22 protein-coding genes are annotated in these 17,646 nt (G+C 68.0%); 5 read left to right on the forward strand and 17 right to left on the reverse strand.

All coding sequences use genetic code 11. The features are described from left to right. Nucleotides 1–176 precede the first annotated feature (176 nt). The 17 genes from fliP to motA form a co-directional block, all read right to left on the reverse strand. Nucleotides 177–953 (reverse strand): flagellar type III secretion system pore protein FliP, encoded by a 777-nt coding sequence (gene fliP, locus A3M1_RS0105230; RefSeq protein WP_018387905.1) that lies wholly within the window; start codon nucleotides 951–953, stop codon nucleotides 177–179. Further along, nucleotides 950–1,462 (reverse strand): flagellar basal body-associated FliL family protein, encoded by a 513-nt coding sequence (locus A3M1_RS0105235; protein ID WP_018387906.1) that lies wholly within the window; start codon nucleotides 1,460–1,462, stop codon nucleotides 950–952. Before A3M1_RS0105235 ends, fliP begins: the two co-directional genes overlap by 4 nt. A gap of 11 nt (nucleotides 1,463–1,473) precedes the next feature. Further along, on the reverse strand, nucleotides 1,474–2,196 hold the full coding sequence (flgH, locus tag A3M1_RS0105240; RefSeq protein ID WP_018387907.1) for a flagellar basal body L-ring protein FlgH: 723 nt from the start codon (nucleotides 2,194–2,196) through the stop codon (nucleotides 1,474–1,476). A gap of 11 nt (nucleotides 2,197–2,207) precedes the next feature. Then, nucleotides 2,208–2,951 carry a MotE family protein gene (locus A3M1_RS0105245; protein ID WP_018387908.1) on the reverse strand — a complete coding sequence of 248 codons (744 nt, stop codon included), beginning with the start codon at nucleotides 2,949–2,951 and terminating at the stop codon, nucleotides 2,208–2,210. Between the two features lie 41 nt (nucleotides 2,952–2,992). Continuing rightward, the gene (locus tag A3M1_RS0105250; RefSeq protein WP_018387909.1) at nucleotides 2,993–4,153 is read right to left on the reverse strand and encodes a flagellar basal body P-ring protein FlgI; all 1,161 of its coding nucleotides are present in this window, start codon (nucleotides 4,151–4,153) and stop codon (nucleotides 2,993–2,995) included. Nucleotides 4,154–4,161: 8 nt separating this feature from the next. Beyond that, entirely contained in the window at nucleotides 4,162–4,734 is a 573-nt protein-coding gene (gene flgA, locus A3M1_RS0105255; RefSeq protein ID WP_018387910.1) for a flagellar basal body P-ring formation chaperone FlgA, read from the reverse strand. A 14-nt stretch (nucleotides 4,735–4,748) separates the two neighbouring features. Continuing rightward, nucleotides 4,749–5,537: a flagellar basal-body rod protein FlgG gene (gene flgG / locus A3M1_RS0105260; RefSeq protein ID WP_018387911.1), complete on the reverse strand. Its 789-nt coding sequence runs from the start codon at nucleotides 5,535–5,537 to the stop codon at nucleotides 4,749–4,751. Between the two features lie 113 nt (nucleotides 5,538–5,650). Beyond that, complete coding sequence (locus A3M1_RS0105265; protein WP_018387912.1) at nucleotides 5,651–5,968, reverse strand: flagellar hook-basal body complex protein FliE; 318 nt, start codon at nucleotides 5,966–5,968, stop codon at nucleotides 5,651–5,653. Next, a complete protein-coding gene (gene flgC, locus A3M1_RS0105270) occupies nucleotides 5,968–6,387 on the reverse strand; it encodes a flagellar basal body rod protein FlgC (protein WP_018387913.1) in 420 nt (139 codons plus the stop codon). Before flgC ends, A3M1_RS0105265 begins: the two co-directional genes overlap by 1 nt. Continuing rightward, nucleotides 6,387–6,770 carry a flagellar basal body rod protein FlgB gene (gene flgB, locus A3M1_RS0105275; protein WP_018387914.1) on the reverse strand — a complete coding sequence of 128 codons (384 nt, stop codon included), beginning with the start codon at nucleotides 6,768–6,770 and terminating at the stop codon, nucleotides 6,387–6,389. Before flgB ends, flgC begins: the two co-directional genes overlap by 1 nt. 62 nt (nucleotides 6,771–6,832) lie before the next feature. Beyond that, nucleotides 6,833–7,291 (reverse strand): hypothetical protein, encoded by a 459-nt coding sequence (locus tag A3M1_RS0105280; RefSeq protein WP_018387915.1) that lies wholly within the window; start codon nucleotides 7,289–7,291, stop codon nucleotides 6,833–6,835. Continuing rightward, nucleotides 7,278–8,354: an EscU/YscU/HrcU family type III secretion system export apparatus switch protein gene (locus tag A3M1_RS0105285; protein WP_026221157.1), complete on the reverse strand. Its 1,077-nt coding sequence runs from the start codon at nucleotides 8,352–8,354 to the stop codon at nucleotides 7,278–7,280. The genes A3M1_RS0105280 and A3M1_RS0105285 overlap by 14 nt, the downstream gene beginning before the upstream one ends. Nucleotides 8,355–8,377: 23 nt before the next feature. Further along, nucleotides 8,378–9,400 carry a flagellar motor switch protein FliG gene (locus A3M1_RS0105290; RefSeq protein WP_018387917.1) on the reverse strand — a complete coding sequence of 341 codons (1,023 nt, stop codon included), beginning with the start codon at nucleotides 9,398–9,400 and terminating at the stop codon, nucleotides 8,378–8,380. A gap of 15 nt (nucleotides 9,401–9,415) precedes the next feature. After that, complete coding sequence (fliN, locus tag A3M1_RS0105295) at nucleotides 9,416–9,748, reverse strand: flagellar motor switch protein FliN (protein ID WP_018387918.1); 333 nt, start codon at nucleotides 9,746–9,748, stop codon at nucleotides 9,416–9,418. Beyond that, complete coding sequence (locus A3M1_RS0105300; RefSeq protein ID WP_018387919.1) at nucleotides 9,745–10,062, reverse strand: hypothetical protein; 318 nt, start codon at nucleotides 10,060–10,062, stop codon at nucleotides 9,745–9,747. The genes fliN and A3M1_RS0105300 overlap by 4 nt, the downstream gene beginning before the upstream one ends. After that, on the reverse strand, nucleotides 10,043–10,987 hold the full coding sequence (locus A3M1_RS0105305) for a flagellar motor switch protein FliM (RefSeq protein ID WP_018387920.1): 945 nt from the start codon (nucleotides 10,985–10,987) through the stop codon (nucleotides 10,043–10,045). Before A3M1_RS0105305 ends, A3M1_RS0105300 begins: the two co-directional genes overlap by 20 nt. 4 nt (nucleotides 10,988–10,991) lie before the next feature. After that, the gene (gene motA / locus A3M1_RS0105310) at nucleotides 10,992–11,876 is read right to left on the reverse strand and encodes a flagellar motor stator protein MotA (protein ID WP_018387921.1); all 885 of its coding nucleotides are present in this window, start codon (nucleotides 11,874–11,876) and stop codon (nucleotides 10,992–10,994) included. 149 nt (nucleotides 11,877–12,025) lie between these two features. Between motA and A3M1_RS0105315 the strand changes: the two genes are divergently transcribed. From A3M1_RS0105315 to flgK, 5 genes are all read left to right on the forward strand, one after another. Further along, nucleotides 12,026–12,790 (forward strand): DUF1217 domain-containing protein, encoded by a 765-nt coding sequence (locus tag A3M1_RS0105315; protein WP_018387922.1) that lies wholly within the window; start codon nucleotides 12,026–12,028, stop codon nucleotides 12,788–12,790. Between the two features lie 3 nt (nucleotides 12,791–12,793). After that, a complete protein-coding gene (gene flgF, locus A3M1_RS0105320; protein ID WP_018387923.1) occupies nucleotides 12,794–13,513 on the forward strand; it encodes a flagellar basal-body rod protein FlgF in 720 nt (239 codons plus the stop codon). A 1-nt stretch (nucleotide 13,514) separates the two neighbouring features. Continuing rightward, a complete protein-coding gene (fliI, locus tag A3M1_RS0105325; RefSeq protein WP_018387924.1) occupies nucleotides 13,515–14,837 on the forward strand; it encodes a flagellar protein export ATPase FliI in 1,323 nt (440 codons plus the stop codon). Between the two features lie 89 nt (nucleotides 14,838–14,926). Then, a complete protein-coding gene (locus A3M1_RS0105330; RefSeq protein WP_018387925.1) occupies nucleotides 14,927–16,183 on the forward strand; it encodes a flagellar hook protein FlgE in 1,257 nt (418 codons plus the stop codon). Between the two features lie 7 nt (nucleotides 16,184–16,190). Then, nucleotides 16,191–17,645, forward strand: coding sequence for a flagellar hook-associated protein FlgK (flgK, locus tag A3M1_RS0105335; protein WP_018387926.1), 1,455 nt, complete (start codon nucleotides 16,191–16,193; stop codon nucleotides 17,643–17,645). Nucleotide 17,646 lies beyond the last annotated feature (1 nt).

Consider the following 17,646-nt stretch of genomic DNA (forward strand, 5'->3'; position numbering starts at 1 on the left):
CGATCCGTGTGCCGGCCCGACCGGGACCGGCAATCAATCTGCCATGCACACACTCTCGCATCGCTGGCTTGCGCGAGGCTTGCACCTTTTGCGGCCGGTGCGGGACGAGATCCACGACATGAAAAAGGGCGGCCCGCCCGCGCGCACCGCCCTTTTTCATGCCCAAAGTAATGACGTCAGTAGAAAGAGCGCACCAGCCCGCCGACAAGAAGATTCCAGCCGTCGATCAGAATAAAGAAGAGGATCTTGAACGGCAGGGCGATGACAACAGGAGGCATCATCATCATGCCCATCGACATGACCAGCGTTGCCACGATCATGTCGATGATCAGGAACGGCAGCACGATCAGGAAGCCGATCTCGAAGCCGCGCCGCAGCTCGGAAATCATGAAGGCCGGGATGAGAATGCGCAGCGCCACCTTCTCCCCCTCCTCCGCCGGGGCCTGGCCGTTGGCGGCGGCGAGGTCGGCGAAGGTCTGCAGGTCCTTCGGGCGCACCTGCGACATCATGAAGTCGTGGAACGGCGCGGCGACGCGCGCCAGCGCCTCCTCCTCGGAGATCTTGTTCTCGGTCAGCGGCTGGATGCCCTGCTGCCAGGCGCGGTCGAAGGTCGGCCCCATGACATAGAAGGTCATGAACAGCGACAGCGAGATCAGCACCATATTGGCCGGCGTCGATTGCAGGCCGAGCCCCGAGCGCAGGAAGGACAGCGCGATGACGAAGCGGGTGAAGCTGGTGACGGTAATGAGCAGGCCCGGCGCCACCGAGAGCACGGTGAGCAGGGCGATCATCTGCACGATGCGCCCGCTCGCCGCCGTGCCGCCGGACTGCTGGAGCAGCTCGCTCAGCGCCGGCACCGACTGCGCGAAGGCCGGGGCCGCGAACAGGCCGGCGACCAGGGAGGCCGCGACGGCAAGGCCGGCGGCGACGGGAAGGCGGAAGCGCGTGCTCATTGCACCACCAGCGTCTCGATGATGAGTTCGTCGATATGGCCCTCGGTGCGCAGCCGGGCGCGCTCGTCGAGGTCCTCGCGCAGGTGCAGCAGGCCGCTCGGCCCTTCCAGCTGGCTGAGCGAGAGGGTGCGCAGATAGCCCATGATGTCGTCCCGGATCTGCGCGGCGGCGATTTTCGGGTCGGCCAGCGCGCCGGTCTTGAAGATGATCGACGCCTCGATCCGAATGAACGTCTTCGAGGGCGCGGCGAGATTGGCGACGATCGGCTTCAGCGGCTCCATCACCGTGTCGGGGCTGGAATAGGTCAGCGGCGGCGAATCCGGCTCGGGCGGCTTTTCCTTCGCCTTCTCGCTCACCACCTTCTCGACGCTGGAGGCGAGCTGGATGCCGAGCCCCCCGCCGGTGCCGGCGGCGAGCAGAGTGAGGATGGCGAGCGGCAGGATCAGCCCGCCGCCCTTCTTGTCGTCGCTTTTGCCGCCCTTGTCGGCCGGCGCTGCTTTCGAGGCCATGGTCGCGCGCCTCAGAACGGGGCCACGACGTCATAGATGCGCTGGCCCCAGGCGGGCTGCTGCACATCCATGAGCCGGCCGCGTCCGCCATAGGAGATGCGGGCCTCGGCGATCTTGTCGTAGGAGATGAGGTTGCGGCCCGAAATATCGAGCGGGTTGACCATGCCGGCGACGTTGAGCACGCGGACCTCGTAATTGACGAGGATTTCCTGCGAGCCGCTGATCATCAGATTGCCATTGGGCATCACCTCGGTGACGACGGCGGCGACCTGGAGCTGCAGCTTCTCGGAACGATCGATGGAGCCCTTGCCCTTGGCGGCGGTGTCGGAATTCATGGTGAGGTCGCCCATGGCCGTGCCAGCCGCGCCGCTCCAGCCGAAGCCCTCCGCCGCGACGGCGACATCGAGCCCGGCCTGCTGCGCCGATTTGCGCGAACGGTCCGTCTGGTTGTCGAACTGCGCCTTGTCGTTCATGGCGATGGTGACTGTCACCACGTCGCCGACCTTGCTCGCGCGGATGCTGCGATAGAGGCTCTGCGTGCCCTGGTCCCAGGTCGAGGCGAAGCTGCGCTTGGGCGGCGGCGGGTAGCTCATCGGAATCGGGTCGGTCGGCTGGTTGATGCCGTAGCCGACCGGCGTCAGGCTCGGCCCGAAGGCGAGGCTGTCATAGGTTTTCTGGCAACCGCCCAGCGCGAGGGCGAGGAGCGGCAGGACGAGCGGCAGGGAGAAGTTCATGCGGGAGCGTGTCAAGATGATTTTCCACCCGGTGCCGTGCGCTTGGCGATGCCCACCATCACCCCGGTGAGCCGGGCGGCGCGGGCCGGCTCCATCTCGTTGAGGATCGCGCTGGCAACGCGCGCATTGAGCTTGGCGAGGATGGCGGCGGCGGGATCGTCGCCCATGATGGTCAGCTGCGCGGCGGCCGCGTCGGGCCGCATCTGCGAAATCACCGCGATGACCGCGCCATCCGCCTTGTTGAGGAAATCCTCGCGCCGCGTCAGCCACTGCTCATATTCGGCGCGCTTGGCCTCCAGCTTGGCGATCCGCTCCTCGATCTCCTTCTCCAGCGCGGCGAGGGCCGCCTGCTGCCGGGCGAAGCGGGCGTCCCGCACCGCATCCACCATCGCCTGGCAATACTGGTCGGCATTGTCGCCCTTCGGCGCGGCGGGGGCGGGGCGCGTGGCGATGGGGGGCGTGGCGGCCGGGTCGGCGGCAGGCGCCGTCTCGGCCCGAAGGCTGAGCACGCCGAGGAACGTCGTGCCCAAAGTGAGCGCCACGATAACCGAGGCCTTCACTGCGCGTTCGCTCCAGTCGCGGTGCGGCGCCGGCGTATGGCGGACGGGCGGCGGCAGACGCGCCGGCTCTTCGTCGCCCTCGTCCCCCGTGGGCTCGCTGTCGCGCGCGGCAAAGCAGAGCGCGGCGGAGAGAAGGCCGAGCAGGCAGCCCACCGTGAGGGCCGCCAGATGCGAGAAGACCAGTATCATGCTCATGCGGGAAGTCCCCCGGGCCGGTGGCGCCTGCGGAGCGCCGATTACTGGATGACGAGCTCGGCCTGCAGAGCACCGGCTGTCTTGATCGCCTGAAGGACGGAGATGATGTCCGTGGGCCTCATCCCCATACGGTTCAGACCTTGCACGAGGGTGTCGAGATCGGGGCCGCGCACCACCGAGAGGTAGCCGCCATCCTGCTCCACCTGCACCTCGGTGTTGGGGACCACCACCGTCTCGCCATAGGAGAACGGGGCGGGCTGGGAGACCTGCGGCGTCTCGGTCACACGCACGGTCAGGTTGCCCTGGGTGACCGCGACGGTGGAGATCTTCACATTGCGCCCGATCACCACCGTGCCGGAGCGCTGGTCGACCACCACCCGGGCCGGGGCGTCGGTTTCCACCGCGAGATCGCCGACCATGGCGAGGAAGCGGGCAGCGGTGATGCGCGGAGGCCGCTGCACCACCACCGAGCGCTGGTCGCGCGCCAGTGCGGTCGGCCGAACCGGGCCGCCGATCTTGCCATTGTCGGTTGCGACAGCGCCGAAGCGCGCATTGATCGCGTCGGCCATGCGGGCGGCGGTGGCGAAATCGGGATTGCTGAGTTCGAGCACGAAATAGGGCAGTTCCGCCAGTTCCCCCGGCGCCGGCTTCTCTACCAGCGCGCCATTGGGAATGCGCGCGGCGGTCGGCACGCCCTGGGTCACGCTCTCGGCCTCGCCGGCGGCGGTGTAGCCGGTGACGGCGAGCTGGCCCTGCGCGACCGCGTAGGTCTGGCCATCGGCGCTGTTGAGCGGGGTGATGAGCAGCGTGCCGCCCTTGAGCGAGGTCGCATCGCCCATCGAGGCGACGTTGACATCGATGCGCCCGCCGACCCCGGCGAAGGACGGCAGATTGGCCGTGACCGCCACCGCCGCGACATTGCGCGAGCGCAGCGGCACGCCGCGCGTGCTGACACCCAGCCGGTCGAGCATGGACTGCATGGCCTGCTCGGTGAAGGGCGAGTTGCGCAGCGTGTCGCCCGTGCCCTGCAGGCCGATGACGAGGCCATAGCCGATGAGCTGGTTGTCGCGCACGCCCTGCACGCTGGAAATATCCTTGATGCGGTTCGCCGCCTCACCGCTCGGGGCGAGCGCCAGCAGCATCAGGATCACGCCGAAGCCACGCTTCACGATCCCGCGCCCGAGACGGCCGCGCCGCGTCATCCGACCCGTCATGGCGTGCTCACCTTCACCGAGCCGTCGGCCTGCACCACGCCGGCGACGATCTTGCCGCTATCGGCGTTCTTCAGCTTCACCATGGCGCCGAGCACCCCGGATTCCAGCGGCACGCCGAGCGCGCGTATGCTGAGCCCCTCATGCTCGAAGCGCAGCTCGGTGGCGACGCCCCTTGTGACGAGCTGCGCCTCGGCGACGGCGGCGACCGGGATGGTGTTGCCGGCCACCAGCAGGCGGCGCGCCACCTTGCCGATCAGCTGGCCCTGATTGACCGCCACCGGGTGCTGGCTGGCTGTCGCGGCCGGGAAGGCGCGCTCGTCCAGCATGCTGGCGGTGATCGTCTCGCCCGGCGCGATATTGGCCGCGGCAACCGGCAGGTTGATCTGCGCCGGCGCGGCGACGACCACCGGCGGCGGCGCGGCCGGAACCGGCGCCGGCGCGGCAGGGGCGGCGACGCTCGACACGGTGTCGGCGATCGGCCGCTGACGCGCGGCGGCAGGCGCCTGCGCCAGCAGCGGCGCGCACGAAAGGGCGAGGGCGAGCGCGGCCCCCGGCAGCAGCCGAAGCATGGAAGATGTCCTTTCTAGCGGATGCCCTTGGCAACCGTCGCCGCCATCTCGTCGGCCGCCTGGATCACCTTGGAGTTCATCTCATAGGCGCGCTGCGCCGAGATGAGTTCGGTGATCTCCTTGACCGGATCCACATTGGAACCCTCGAGATAGCCCTGGTGGATCTTGCCGAAGCCGGCATCGCCCGCCACGCCGGTCACCGGCTGGCCCGAGGCGGCGGTCTCGCGGTAGAGATTGTTGCCGATCGGCTCCAGCCCGCCATCATTGGCGAAATTGGCGAGGCCGAGCTGGCCGAGCAATTGCGGATCGGCCTGCCCCGGGGTCTTGGCGTAGATATTGCCGGTCTCGTTGATGACGATCTCGGTGGTGTCGGCGGGGAAGGTGATCGCCGGCTGCACGATGTAGCCGTCATTGGTGACGAGCTCGCCATTGGGCCCCTTGCTGAACGAGCCGGCCCGCGTATAGAGCGTCTCGCCGGTCGGGCCGGTGATCTGGAACCAGCCGCGCCCGTTGATCGCCATGTCGAGCGGATTGCCGGTCTGGGCGAGCGGGCCCTGGATATGCAGGTTGCGCACCCCCACCGTCCGCACGCCGAGGCCGACCAGCGCGCCATCGGGAACCGGCAGGCCGCCATCGACATTGGGCACGCCCTGGGCGCGCTCGGCCTGGTAGAGCAGGTCGGAGAATTCGGCCCGGGCGCGCTTGAAGCCGGTCGTGTTGATGTTCGCGATATTGTTCGCGATCACCTCGACATTGGTCTGTTGCGCGCTCATGCCGGTGGCGGCGATGGCCAGTGCTTTCATGTCGAATTCCCTGGGGCATTTTCAAGCGACGGGGAGGCCCGCTCGCGCGAAGAAAATGCGTCAAAACAAGAGGCTGGAACCCCTTCGCCGGGCCGGAGCCCGGCAAAGGCGCGCTAGATCGCCATGCGCGAGATTTCCTGATAGGCGGCGACGACCTTGTCGCGCACCGCCAGCGCCGTCTGCAGCGTGGTCTCCGCCGCCATGATGGACTGCACCACGTGCTGCACGGAGGCCTTGCCCTGCAGGCCGGTGATGGAGGCGGCTTCCGCCCCCTTCAGCGAGGTGACCGCCTGGCCGGAAATGTCGGCCAGCATGTCGGCGAAGCCGACGCCCGCCGCCGGGCGCGCCGCCGAAGCGGCAGCGGAGGCCCCGGTCGAGGCGGTGGCACCGGGTCCGCGCAGAGCGGAGAGCGAATTGAGCGCGTCCATCATCAGCCAGCCCTCAACAGGTCGATGGTCATGGAGATCATCGAGCGTGCCTGCTTCATCATCTGGAGATTGGCGGAATAGGAGCGGCCGGCCTCGCGCAGGTCAGCCATCTCGACCAGCACGTTCACATTCGGCAGCTTGACATTGCCGTCGGCGTCGGCCGCCGGGTTGCCCGGGTCGTTCTCGACCGTGAAAGGCGTCGTCTGGTCGAGCCCGATGGCGCGAACATTGACACCGGGGCCGGCGCCCGGCCCTTCCGGGCCGGCCAGATGCACCGTCTTGCGTCGATACGGCTCGGCGCCGGGGGTGGCGCCGGTCGAGCGGGCATTGGCGATGTTTTCCGACACCACCCGCATGCGGGTGGATTGGGCCTGCATGCCCGAACTGGCGATGGAGGAGATGGATTTCAGCTGATCGATCATCAGGCGTTCCTCACACTGGAAAGCACCATGCGGTGAAAGGCGCGCACGACGCTCGTGTTCAAGGTAAAGGCCCCGCTCGTTTCGGCGGCCTTCACCATCTGCTGGTCAAGGCTCACCGTGTTGCCGGACTCGGAGACTTCCCAGCTGTCGGCATCCTTCACCTTGGCGCTCTCCGCCTCCGACGCACCAAGGGCCATATGACCCGCCGATGTCCGCATCGGGGTGAGATGGGTTTGGTCGAGCACCTTGGCGAAAGGTTCGACATCCGCCGCCCGATAGGCCGGCGTGTTGGCATTGGCGATGTTCGCGGCGATCGTCGCCTGCCGCACCGACGCCCAGTCGGCGTGGCGGGAGGCGAGATCGAACAGGAAGATCTTGTCCACGGGGGTCTCCGCATTCCGATGGGCGGACCTTAGGAGCAGAACCTTGCACGAGGCTGGAGCGTTCAGTGCCCGGCGATGCGGGCGGCGGCGAGCGCCGCCTCGAAGCGGTCGAGGTTCTCGCTTTCCGTGCCCAGCGGCCTGGCGAATTCGATGGCGTCGATATGCACGCCGATCGAGCTGTGGTCGAACACCACATGGAAGGCGGCCGTCATGGAAGGCTGGCGGAAGCGCAGGGCGATGGACACATGCGGGGGCGCGCCCCAGTCGCTCTCGATGATCGCCTGGCGGGCATAGAAAATCTGGCCGGGCTTGAGGAAAAGCTCGGCCGAGGAGGCGATGAGGTCGTCGATATTGCTGTCCTGCCCGCTGTTGATATAGGCCATCACCACCCCGGCATTGGTCAGGCACAGCTCGGTGAGGAAACCGCGCAGCGCCTCGGCCAGCCGTTTCTCATAGGTGAGCAGCGCCAGTTCCGGCAGGCTGGAGATGTCGAGGCAGCAGGGCCCTTCATTTCCGGGCATTTTGGCCTCGCGAGTAGATGAAGAAGAGAATCTTGGCCACCGGGCGGTAGAATTCCGCCGGAATCCACTGGTCGACCTCCACCGCGTCATAGAGCGCCCGCGCCAGCGCGCGGTCTTCCACGACAGGCACGCCGGAACTCTCGGCGATGGAGCGAATCTTCAGGGCGATCAGGTCGACACCCTTGGCCAGCACCAGCGGGGCGCCGCCCTTCACCCGGTCATAGTGCAGGGCGATGGCGTAGTGGGTGGGGTTGGCGATGACGAGCGAGGCGCGCGGCACCGCGTTCATCATCCGGTGGCGGGCGCGCTCCTTGGCCAGCGAGCGCATCCGCGCCTTGACGATGGGATCGCCTTCGGCCTGCTTGAACTCCTCCTTCACCTCCTGCTTGGTCATGCGCAGCTCGGCGCGCCAGCTCATGCGCGACCAGACGAGGTCGATGCACACCAGCGCGATGGTCGCCACGCAGACGGCGGACACCAGCCGCACCGCGAGGCCGAGGATCATGGAAGGCACCAGCGCCGGGTCGCTCGACATGGCGCCCATGATGCTGTCCTTGGCCGACAGCAGCAGCATGACGCAGATCACCGTGACCGCGCCGAACTTGAACAGCGATTTCAGAAATTCGACCTGGCCGTGCCGGCCGAAGATGCGGGTCCAGCCGGCCGCGGGGGAGACGCGCGACCATTGCGGGCGGATGCGCTCGCCCACCAGCCGCGGCATGTTCTGCGCCAGCGAGGCCACCAGCCCGAACGCGGCGAGAACGAGGGCGATCGGCAGCAGAAAGCGCGCGGCAAGGCCGAAGGCGAGCCAGAACAGGTTCAGCGCATCCTCGCTGCCGGCGATGCGGAAGCCGCCGGGATCGTCGATCAGCCGCGCCAGCCCCTCGGTGAGGAGCTTGACCTGCGGGCCGGCGAAGAAGGAGAGGCTGACGAGAATGCCGAGCAGCGAGGCGAAGAGCGGCGCCTCACGCGAGAACGGCACCTTTCCCTTCTCGACGGCGTCGGAAATCTTCTTCTCGCTGGCTTCCTCGGTTTTGCTCTCCTTGTCGTTATCCTCGGACATGGCGAACCCCATGGCGGCCGGAGCTAGCGCACATAGGCTTCGTCCTCGCCCCCGGCATTGAGCTCGATCTCGCCGCGCCCGGCCATTTCCAGCGCCATGTCGGTGATGGCGCGGCGGGCCTCGTGCACGTCGCGGTGCGAGGCAGGCTCGCTGCTCGTCAGTTCCTGCTCGACCATGCGCCGCACGCGCGAGCCGAGCGATTGCAGGATGACTTCGCGGAACTGCGCGTCGGTACCCTTCAGCGCCATCACCGTGCGGTCGTTCGGCACCTGGTCGAACAGCGCCGTGCGGGCGCGGGGCGGCAGGGAGATGATGTCGTCGAAGGTGAACAGCAGGCCCTTGAGGATTTCCGCCGATTTCGGCCGGGTGCTGGCCAGGCTGGAGAGCACGTTCTCCATGTCGTCGCGTTCCATCTTGTTGATGATGTCGGCGATGCGCGCATGGGTGTCGGCGCCCGCATTGCGGGCGAGGTTCACCATGAAGTCCTCGTGGATGGTGTTCTCGATGATCCGCATCGTCTCGTCGACGATCGGCTTGAAGCCGAGCATGCGGCGCATCACGGCGTTGCGCATCGCCTCGGGCAGATGGCCCAGCACCTTGGCGGCGCAGGACGGCTTGACCTTGGACAGGATCAGCGCCGCGATCTGCGGATGTTCCTTGATCACATAGGCGGCGATCGTGCCTTCGGAGACGCCGGAAATACGATCCCAGATGCTGTGATTGGTCGAGCCGAGAATATCGGTCATGAGGGCGGCGATCTGGTCGGGGGGCAGGACCCCGTCCAGCATGCGCTCCACATCGCCGGGCGAGCCCACCACATTGGCCCCGGCCACGAACTGGGTGGCGAACTCCTCGATGGCCAACTCGACCTGCGCGGTCGAGGCGGGGCGCATTTCCGCTATGGCGCGGGTGATCGCCTTGATCTCATCCGGCTTGAAATGCTTCATCAGCCGCGACGCCACCGGCCGGCCCATGGCCATGAGCAGAGCAGCGACGCGATCGGAACCCTGCAGCGGGCGGGCAACCCTGGCGGTAACGGCGGACATGCGCCCTCAACCGCGTCAGCGCGACAGGTCGGCGCCGGACGTGCCGACGATCTCGGTCAGCGACACGCCGAAGCGGGAATTGTCCTCGTCGACCACCACCACCTCGCCGCGCGCGATGATCCGGCCATTGACGACGATGTCGACCGGCTCGCCGACGCGGCGGTCGAGCGGCACGATGGCGCCGCGGCCGAGCTTCATCAGCTGGGCCACCGGCAGATTCGCCGAGCCCAGCACCACCTGCAGCGTGACCGGCACGCGCAGCAGCGATTCCAGGCCGCGACCGCCGAAGCTCTCCTCAACCGCGCCGCTGGGGGCGAGCGCTTCCGGGGCGAAGGTTTCGTGGCTCATCCGTGCAGCTCCTGGGTCGGGTGGGTGGGGGTGGCCGGCGCGGCATCGGCGCGGGCGCGGTCGAGCCGGGCGACCAGCGTCTCGGCCTCGCCGATCCGGACGCAGAGCTCGGCGATCAGCTCGCGGCTGTCATTGTTCAGCAGGGCGACGGCCTCGCGCGCCTGGTCGAGTGCGGCGGCGCTGTCATGCAGCGCCAGCCGGTAGTGACGCCCGACGGTCGAGAGCTCGTTGAGCTTGCGATACATCAGGACGACGCAGCCGCTGGTCACCACCAGCGCCACGAACAGCACCGCCTCAGCGGGGGAGAATGTCATCTATGAACTCCTGATCGAGGTCGACCGCCTCTTCGATACGCAGCACATAAGACCCTTCAGCTTGCCCGAGGCTGCACCAGAACAGCGGCTGCTCGACGCTCTCCAGCTTGACGCGGCTGCGCGGCGTCGCCTGCAGCGGCAGGATCTGCCCGACCTCCAGCTGGGCGGCCTCGCCGAGCGTGATCTCCCGCTCCTCCAGCACGGCGCGCAGCCGCACCTCGGTGCGCTGCACCTCGCCGCGAATGTGCTTGGTCCAGACCGGGTCGCGCGGGGAGGATTCGCCCGCCGTGGTGCTGGCGAGCTGCTGGCGCATCGGGGTCAGCGCCCCCTGCGGGATGAGCACGAACATCTCGCCGCCGCGATTGAGCGCCTGCAGCAGGAACTTGGCGCAGATGGCGAGGTTGTTGCGCCGGCCGACCACCGCGAAATCCATGCGGGTTTCCTGGCGCTGGAACTTGAAGCTGACCTGGCTCACCAGCGCGAAGCTGCCCTGCAGCGCCTTCGTCACCTGCTCGAACAGGGCGATGGCGATGCGTAGCTCGATATTGGAGAAGGAGCGCTCCTCCTCCACGGGCGGCTCCGAGCCATCGGCGCCGAACAGCACCTCGACCATGCTGAACACGAAGTCGCGGTCGAAGCCGACGATGACGTGGCTGTCCCATTCCGGGGAATGGAACACGCCGACGATCGCCATGCCCTCATAGCTGTCGAGCACGTCGCCGATACGCCCGCTCTCCACCTGGCTCAGCGAATAATAGGCCTGCGAGGAGGCCAGCTGGCGCAGGCTTTCCGCGCACAGCGTCGCCATCCGGTCGAAGATGACGTGCAGCATCGGCAGCTTGTCGAGCGAGAGCCCGGCGGCATCGAGCAGCAGGTCGCGAATATCGGTCGACGGGCCGGTGGGTGGGGCGGCGCGCATGTTCATGGGGTCAGGCTGCCTGTGGCACGGCCGTGAGCGTCGGCACGTTGGAAATGGCTTCCGCCTCGACTTCGTCGATGGTCGGGCGCTCGGACGAGGAAATGGTCTTGCGCCCATGCTCAAGCGCGATCTGCGGCAGCGCCCCGTTCATGTAGGCGATGAGCGACTGCTTCACGATGATGAAGGGCTGGACCTGCTTCTCGCGCATGATCTTGATGCTGTGCGCCATCGGCCCGAGGATCGCGTAGGAGGTGTAGATGCCGATGAGGGTGCCAACCAGCGCCGAGGCGATGTAGTGGCCGAGGATCTCCGGCGACTGGTCGATGGCGCCCATCGCCTTGACGATGCCGAGCACCGCCGCGCAGATGCCGATGGCGGGCATGCCCTCGGCCACCGTGCTGAGCGCCCCGGCCGGCTTGGTCTTGTACTTCTTGATGGTGGAGATTTCCTGTTCCATCAGCCCCTCGATCTCGTGCGAACGGGCATTGCCGATGACGATCAGGCGGGCGTAGTCGCAGATGAACTGCGTCAGCTCCTTGTCCTTCAGAATGTTCGGAAAGTGCTGGAACAGCGCGGAATTGGCGGGGTCGTCGATGTGACCCTCGACCTCGTTGCGCGGGCGGGTGCGCAGCTCGCGCATCAGCGCATAGAGCAGGCCCAGCAGGCCGAGGAAATCCTTGCGCTTGGGCGCCTTGCCCGCGAAGGCCTGCCCCAGCGCCTTGCCGGTGTCCTTGATCGTCGACATCGGGTTGGCGATGAGGAAGGTGGCGAAGGCGATGCCGAAAATGATGACATATTCGAAGGGTTGCCAGATCACTTCGAGATGGCCGCCCATGGCGACGAAGCCACCCCCGATCGAGGCGAACCCCAGGACAATGCCGATCAGAATGCCCAAAGCGATGCTCCTCCGTTGTGGAGCTCCGGTCTAGGCGGGGAAGATTGCGTGAGGCTGGCCGCCGCTGGCCACCCTCGGCTGATGCGGCGGGAAGCCCGGCGCAAGCTTGCCGGTTCACCTTGGGGGCAGGACTGCAGCCAGGGATCGCCATGGACACGACCTTCGCGACCTACAAGTCGCTCACGCGCAACATGACCCGCACGCTGGCGCTCAAGGCCGCCGAACCCACGGTGGCGCTGGAGACCAAGCATTTCCTCGCCACCATTCCGAAGATCAAGACCGTCGACGCCTTCCTCAAGAACACCCGCGCCTTCACCTATGCGATGAACGCCTTCGGGCTCGGCGACATGGCCTATGCCAAGGGCTATATGCGCAAGGTGCTGACCGAGGGCATCACCGACAAGAAATCCTTCGCCAATCGGCTGAATGACGAGCGCTTCGTCGCCTTCGCCAAGGCGTTCGACTTCGACAGCTACGGTCCCCTGACCACGACGCGCGCGGCGGCCCGCCAGGATGTCGCCGATGCCTATGTGCGCCAGACGCTGGAGGTGGATGCCGGGGCGGAGAATGAGGGCGTGCGCCTTGCTTTGTATTTCGAGCGCGAGGCGCCGAAGGTGAAGTCGGCCTACGGGCTGCTCGCCGACCCCGCTCTGTGGAAGGTGCTGAAGACCGTCTACGGCTTCCCCCCCGCCATGGCCTCGGCCGCCATCGAGAAGCAGGCGGCAGCCGTCACCCAGCGGCTCGATCTCTCCGACCTGCAGGACCCCACCAAGCTCGACCGGCTGGTCCGGCGCTTCACCGCGCGCTGGGACGCCGATCAGGGCCTCAACGCGCCGGTGCTTGCCCTGTTCAACAACAACGGCGTGGGTTCCGGCATGGGCATGGCGCTGCTGAACCTCAGATATGGAGGCTGACCCATGCCGAATCTCTACGTCTCGCTGTCGGCGCAGATGGCGACGGAACGGCGCATGGCGACCATCGCCAACAACATCGCCAACATGAACACGCCGGGCTATCGCGCCGAGGAGATCAAGTTCGAGCGGCTGCTGTCGACGGCCGGCGACCAGGAAGTCGCCTTCGTCTCCGAGGGCGAGAGCTACACCTCGCTCAATGCCGGGCCGGCCATCTTCACCGGCAATCCGCTTGATGTCGCCCCGCAGGGCGACAGCTGGTTCGCGGTGCAGACCCCGGCCGGCCGCGCCTATACCCGCGACGGGCGCCTGCATATGGGGCCGGCGGGCGAACTGCTCACCGTCGACAACCTCCCGGTGCTCGACGCCGGTGGCACGCAGCTTCTGCTCGATCCCTCCGCCGGCGAGATTCGCATCGGCGCCGACGGCACGATCACGCAGGGCGCCAACCAGGCCGGCACGCTCGGCCTGTTCACCCTGCCGGCAGGGGCGAAGCTGGAGCGTAACGGCCACGGGACAGTGATTCCCGACCGCCCCGCCCAGCCGGTGCAGGACTTCTCCCGGCTCGGCGTCCGCCAGGGCTATATCGAAGGCTCCAATGTCGATCCGATCATGGAGATGACACGGCTCATCGCCGTCCAGCGCACTTTCGAGATGGCTGCCCAGGCGGTGCAGCAGACCGAGGACCAGACCTCCGAGACCATCCGCACGCTGGGGCCGTCCTGAGATGAACGCGCTGGCGCGCCTGGAGGGCACCGTTCAGTCGGGCCTCGACGACCTGCCCTTCGTGCGCGTCTCGGGCGTGGTGCGCGAAGTGACGCCGACGCATTTTCGCGTGTCGGGCCTGTCCTCCCACCTCACCCTCGGCGCCTGCGTCGGGGTGGAGGCGGGCGGGCGCCAGCTGATCGGCGAAGTGGTGCGGCTCGACGAGGGCGGCGCCACGGTGAAGCCGTTCGACGAGCGGGTGCCGATCGGCCTCGGCGCGCCGGCGCATCTGGCGCGCACCCTCGCCTTCCGCCCGCATGCCGACTGGAAAGGCCGGGTGATCGGCGCGCTGGGCCAGCCGCTGGACGGGCTCGGCCCGCTCACCCTGGGCGACGAGGCGCGCGCGCTCGAAGCCGATCCGCCGGAAGCGATGACGCGGGCGCGCATCCACAAGCCCCTGCGTACCGGCGTCCGGGTGATCGACCTGTTCACCCCGCTCTGCGAGGGCCAGCGCATCGGCATCTTCGCCGGCTCGGGCGTCGGCAAGTCGACCCTGCTCGCCATGCTGGCCCGCTGCGAGGGCTTCGACACCATCGTCGTCGCCCTGGTCGGCGAGCGCGGCCGCGAGGTGCGCGAATTCCTCGAAGGCCCGCTGGCGCCCAACCGCCACCGCTCGGTGGTGGTGGTGGCTACCAGCGACGAGAGCGCGATGATGCGGCGCCTGGCGCCGCGCGCGGGCTTCGCCGTGGCCGAATATTTCCGCGATCGCGGCGAGCAGGTCCTGCTCATCGTCGACAGCGTCACCCGCTACGCCCATGCCGCGCGCGACGTGGCGTTGGCGGCAGGCGAGCCGGCGGTGGCGCGCGGCTATGCGCCGAGCGTGTTCAGCACCCTGCCCCGCCTGCTGGAGCGCGCCGGCCCGGGACCGGACGGCGCGGGCGCGATCTCCGCCATCTTCTCGGTTCTGGTCGATGGCGACGACCATAACGACCCGGTGGCCGACGCCGTGCGCGGCACGCTGGACGGCCATATCGTGCTCGACCGGGCGATCGGCGACCAGGGGCGCTTTCCGGCGGTGAACGTGCTGCGCTCGGTCTCGCGCCTCGCCGATCTCGTGTGGAGCCCGGAAGAGCGCGACCTGATCCGCCGCCTGCGCAGCCTCATCGCCCGCTTCGAGGACACGCGCGACCTCAGGCTGATGGGCGGCTACCATCCCGGCGCCGACCCCGAGCTCGACCAGGCGGTGAAGGTGGTGCCCCGCATCTATGAGGCGCTGTCGCAATATGCCGACGCCCCACCCAGCCGCGAACCCTTCGCCGAACTCGCCCAGGCCATACGCGGCTAGTCATACGCGGCTAGGCGAGGCGCGGCTGACGCCAGTCTCGCACAAGCCAGACACGGTCAAGTGCGGCAACGACACCGAGGAGTGATGAAATGAGCCTCTATGGCATGATGCGGACCGGCGTGTCCGGCATGGCGGCGCAGTCCAACAAGCTGAGCACCATCGGCGACAACATCGCCAATTCGGGCACCGCCGGCTACAAGCGCGCCTCCGCCGAATTCTCCACCCTGCTGCTGCAGAGCGGCCCGGGCGAGTATAATTCCGGTGCTGTGAACACCGCCGTGCGCCATTCGATAAGCCAGCAGGGCGCGCTGAACTATTCCACCTCGGCGACCGACCTCGCCATCCAGGGCAACGGCTTCTTCCTGGTCGCAGACCCCAACGGCACCTCCTATCTCAGCCGCGCCGGCTCCTTCACCGTCGACGCCGCCAGCGGCAACCTCACCAATACCGCCGGCTTCACGCTGATGGGCTACGACATCACCGGCGGCGACCCCAATGTGGTGCTGAACGGCGCCGGCGGCCTGCAGCCGGTGCGAGTCGCCGATGTGCGGCTGGCCGCCAACCCCTCGCGCGACGGCGCCTTCGCCGCCAACCTGCCGGCCGCCGATGACGTCGTGACCGGCAACACCCCGGCCGCGAACGCCGCCGATTCCAGCTTCTCGCAGAAGTCCTCGCTGGTCACCTTCGACAATCTCGGCAGCGAGGTCACGCTCGACATCTACCTTACCAAGACCAGCAACAGCCCGATCGCGTGGGAGATGACCGCCTTCGACCGCGCCGATGCGGCGGTGGGCGGCGGCTTCCCCTATGCCAATGCCGCGCTCACCACCCAGACGCTCGATTTCGACGCACTCGGCAACCTCACCTCCACCGCCTCCATGGTGCTTGATGTGCCGGGCGGGCAGACGCTGACCCTCAACCTCGCCGGCATGACCCAGCTGGCCGACCGCTACACCCCGCTCACCGCGACGGTGGACGGCAACGCTCCCAGCTCGGTGGCGAGCGTGACCATCGACAAGGACGGCGTCGTCTCCGCCGTCGACCTGAACGGGCGCAAGTCGGCGCTCTACAAGATCCCGCTCGCCTTTGTCACCAGCCCGGACAATCTCGATCCCAAGGCCGGCAACGTGTTCGAGACCACGCGCGAATCCGGCGGGCTGCAGATCGGCTTCGCTAATGAGGGCGGTCTCGGCACCATGGTGTCGGGCGCCACCGAGCGCTCGAATGTCGACATGGCGTCCGAGCTGACCGAGATGATCAGCGCCCAGCGCGACTACACCGCCAACTCCAAGGTGTTCCAGACCGGCTCGGAACTGCTCGACGTGCTGATGAGCCTGAAGCGGTGATGCGCTCATGAGCCTCTCGCTTGCCCTCAACACCGCCCGCGCGTCGCTGTCCGCGACCTCGACCCAGATCGAGACGACGGCGCGCAACATCGGCAATGCGGGGCAGCCGGGCGCCTCGCGCAAGATCGCCGTCACCACCACGGAAGCCTCTGGCGGCGCCTATGTTGTCGCCGTCTCGCGGGCGAGCGACAGCGCGCTCTATACGCGCATGCTCGGGGCGACCTCGAACGCCGCCGACCGCCAGGCGGTGCTGGACGGGCTGAACCGGCTGCGCACCGGCATGGGCGACCCCACCGGCGACAGCGCGCCCGCCGCGCGCATCGGCGCGCTGGGCGATGCCCTCGCCCAGTTCGCCAATGCGCCTGACGATCCCGCCTTCGGCGTCCGCGCCGTCACCGTGGCGCAGGATCTCGCCACCGCCCTCAACGCCGCCGCCACCACCGTCCGCACCGTCCGCACCGATGCGGATGCCGGCATGGCGCGCTCGGTGGTCCGGGTCAACGACCTGCTCAAGCAGTTCGCCGCCGAGAACGATGCGGTGGTGAAGGGCACCGGCGCCGGGCGCGATGTGAGCGACGCGCTGGACCGGCGCGACACGCTGCTCGCCGGCATCGCCGAGGAGATGGGCGTCACCGCCGTTTCCCGCGCCAATAACGACCTCGTGCTTTACACCGATGGCGGCGCCACCCTTTTTGAAACCGTGCCGCGTTCCGTCACCTTCAAGACCACGCCGGTGCTGGCGGCCGGGATGGCCGGCCAGGCGGTGATGGTCGACGGCGTCAGCGTCACCGGCGCGGATGCCGCCATGCCGCTGCGTTCCGGGCGCATTGCCGGCCTTGCCGAGCTGCGCGACCGCTCCGCCGTGACGCTGGAGACGCAGCTCGACTCCATGGCGCTGGGTCTGGTGCAGGCCTTCGCCGAGACCGACCAGAGCGGCACCGGCGCGCCGGACGCGCCCGGCCTGTTCACCGATGGCACCGCGAACCTGCCGGCGCAGGCCACGGGGCTGGCCGCGCGCCTGGCCGTCAATGCCGCGGTCGATCCCGCGCGCGGCGGCAGCCCGAGCCTCCTGCGCGATGGCGGCATCAACGGCGCCGCCTATGTCGCCAATGCCGGCGGGCAGGCCAGTTTTGCCGACCAGTTGCAGGCCACCGGCACGGCACTGGCCGATGTCCGCGATTTCGACCCCGCCGCCGGCATTCCCGCGCGGTCCACCCTCGCTGATTTCGCCGCCGCCTCCACCGGCTGGCTGGAAGGCCAGCGCCAGGTCGCCGCCGGCGCGGCGGACAGCGAATACGCCCTGCTCTCGCATGCCTCGCAGGCGCTTTCCAACGCGACCGGGATCAACATGGACGACGAATATGCCCGCCAGCTCGATCTCGAACGCAGCTACCAGGCCTCGTCCAAGCTCATCGCGGTGATCAACGGCCTATACGACGCGCTCTTCCAGGCCGTGAGGTAAG

Origin of the sequence: Ancylobacter sp. FA202 (assembly GCF_000380205.1) — a bacterium.
Classification (GTDB): Bacteria; Pseudomonadota; Alphaproteobacteria; order Rhizobiales; family Xanthobacteraceae; genus Ancylobacter.

Coding starts and splice junctions, on each gene's coding strand:
- A3M1_RS0105245 (WP_018387908.1), bottom strand. CDS start 2,951: ATGAGCATGATACTGGTCTTCTCGCATCTGGCGGCCCTCACGGTGGGC.
- A3M1_RS0105300 (WP_018387919.1), bottom strand. CDS start 10,062: ATGACATTCTCCCCCGCTGAGGCGGTGCTGTTCGTGGCGCTGGTGGTG.
- flgA (WP_018387910.1), bottom strand. CDS start 4,734: ATGCTTCGGCTGCTGCCGGGGGCCGCGCTCGCCCTCGCCCTTTCGTGC.
- A3M1_RS0105250 (WP_018387909.1), bottom strand. CDS start 4,153: ATGACGCGGCGCGGCCGTCTCGGGCGCGGGATCGTGAAGCGTGGCTTC.
- fliN (WP_018387918.1), bottom strand. CDS start 9,748: ATGAGCCACGAAACCTTCGCCCCGGAAGCGCTCGCCCCCAGCGGCGCG.
- A3M1_RS0105280 (WP_018387915.1), bottom strand. CDS start 7,291: ATGCCCGGAAATGAAGGGCCCTGCTGCCTCGACATCTCCAGCCTGCCG.
- A3M1_RS0105265 (WP_018387912.1), bottom strand. CDS start 5,968: ATGATGGACGCGCTCAATTCGCTCTCCGCTCTGCGCGGACCCGGTGCC.
- flgG (WP_018387911.1), bottom strand. CDS start 5,537: ATGAAAGCACTGGCCATCGCCGCCACCGGCATGAGCGCGCAACAGACC.
- flgF (WP_018387923.1), top strand. CDS start 12,794: ATGCCGAATCTCTACGTCTCGCTGTCGGCGCAGATGGCGACGGAACGG.
- flgK (WP_018387926.1), top strand. CDS start 16,191: ATGAGCCTCTCGCTTGCCCTCAACACCGCCCGCGCGTCGCTGTCCGCG.
- fliI (WP_018387924.1), top strand. CDS start 13,515: ATGAACGCGCTGGCGCGCCTGGAGGGCACCGTTCAGTCGGGCCTCGAC.
- fliP (WP_018387905.1), bottom strand. CDS start 953: ATGAGCACGCGCTTCCGCCTTCCCGTCGCCGCCGGCCTTGCCGTCGCG.
- A3M1_RS0105290 (WP_018387917.1), bottom strand. CDS start 9,400: ATGTCCGCCGTTACCGCCAGGGTTGCCCGCCCGCTGCAGGGTTCCGAT.
- A3M1_RS0105235 (WP_018387906.1), bottom strand. CDS start 1,462: ATGGCCTCGAAAGCAGCGCCGGCCGACAAGGGCGGCAAAAGCGACGAC.
- A3M1_RS0105305 (WP_018387920.1), bottom strand. CDS start 10,987: ATGAACATGCGCGCCGCCCCACCCACCGGCCCGTCGACCGATATTCGC.
- A3M1_RS0105285 (WP_026221157.1), bottom strand. CDS start 8,354: ATGTCCGAGGATAACGACAAGGAGAGCAAAACCGAGGAAGCCAGCGAG.
- flgC (WP_018387913.1), bottom strand. CDS start 6,387: ATGATCGATCAGCTGAAATCCATCTCCTCCATCGCCAGTTCGGGCATG.
- A3M1_RS0105315 (WP_018387922.1), top strand. CDS start 12,026: ATGGACACGACCTTCGCGACCTACAAGTCGCTCACGCGCAACATGACC.
- flgH (WP_018387907.1), bottom strand. CDS start 2,196: ATGAACTTCTCCCTGCCGCTCGTCCTGCCGCTCCTCGCCCTCGCGCTG.
- A3M1_RS0105330 (WP_018387925.1), top strand. CDS start 14,927: ATGAGCCTCTATGGCATGATGCGGACCGGCGTGTCCGGCATGGCGGCG.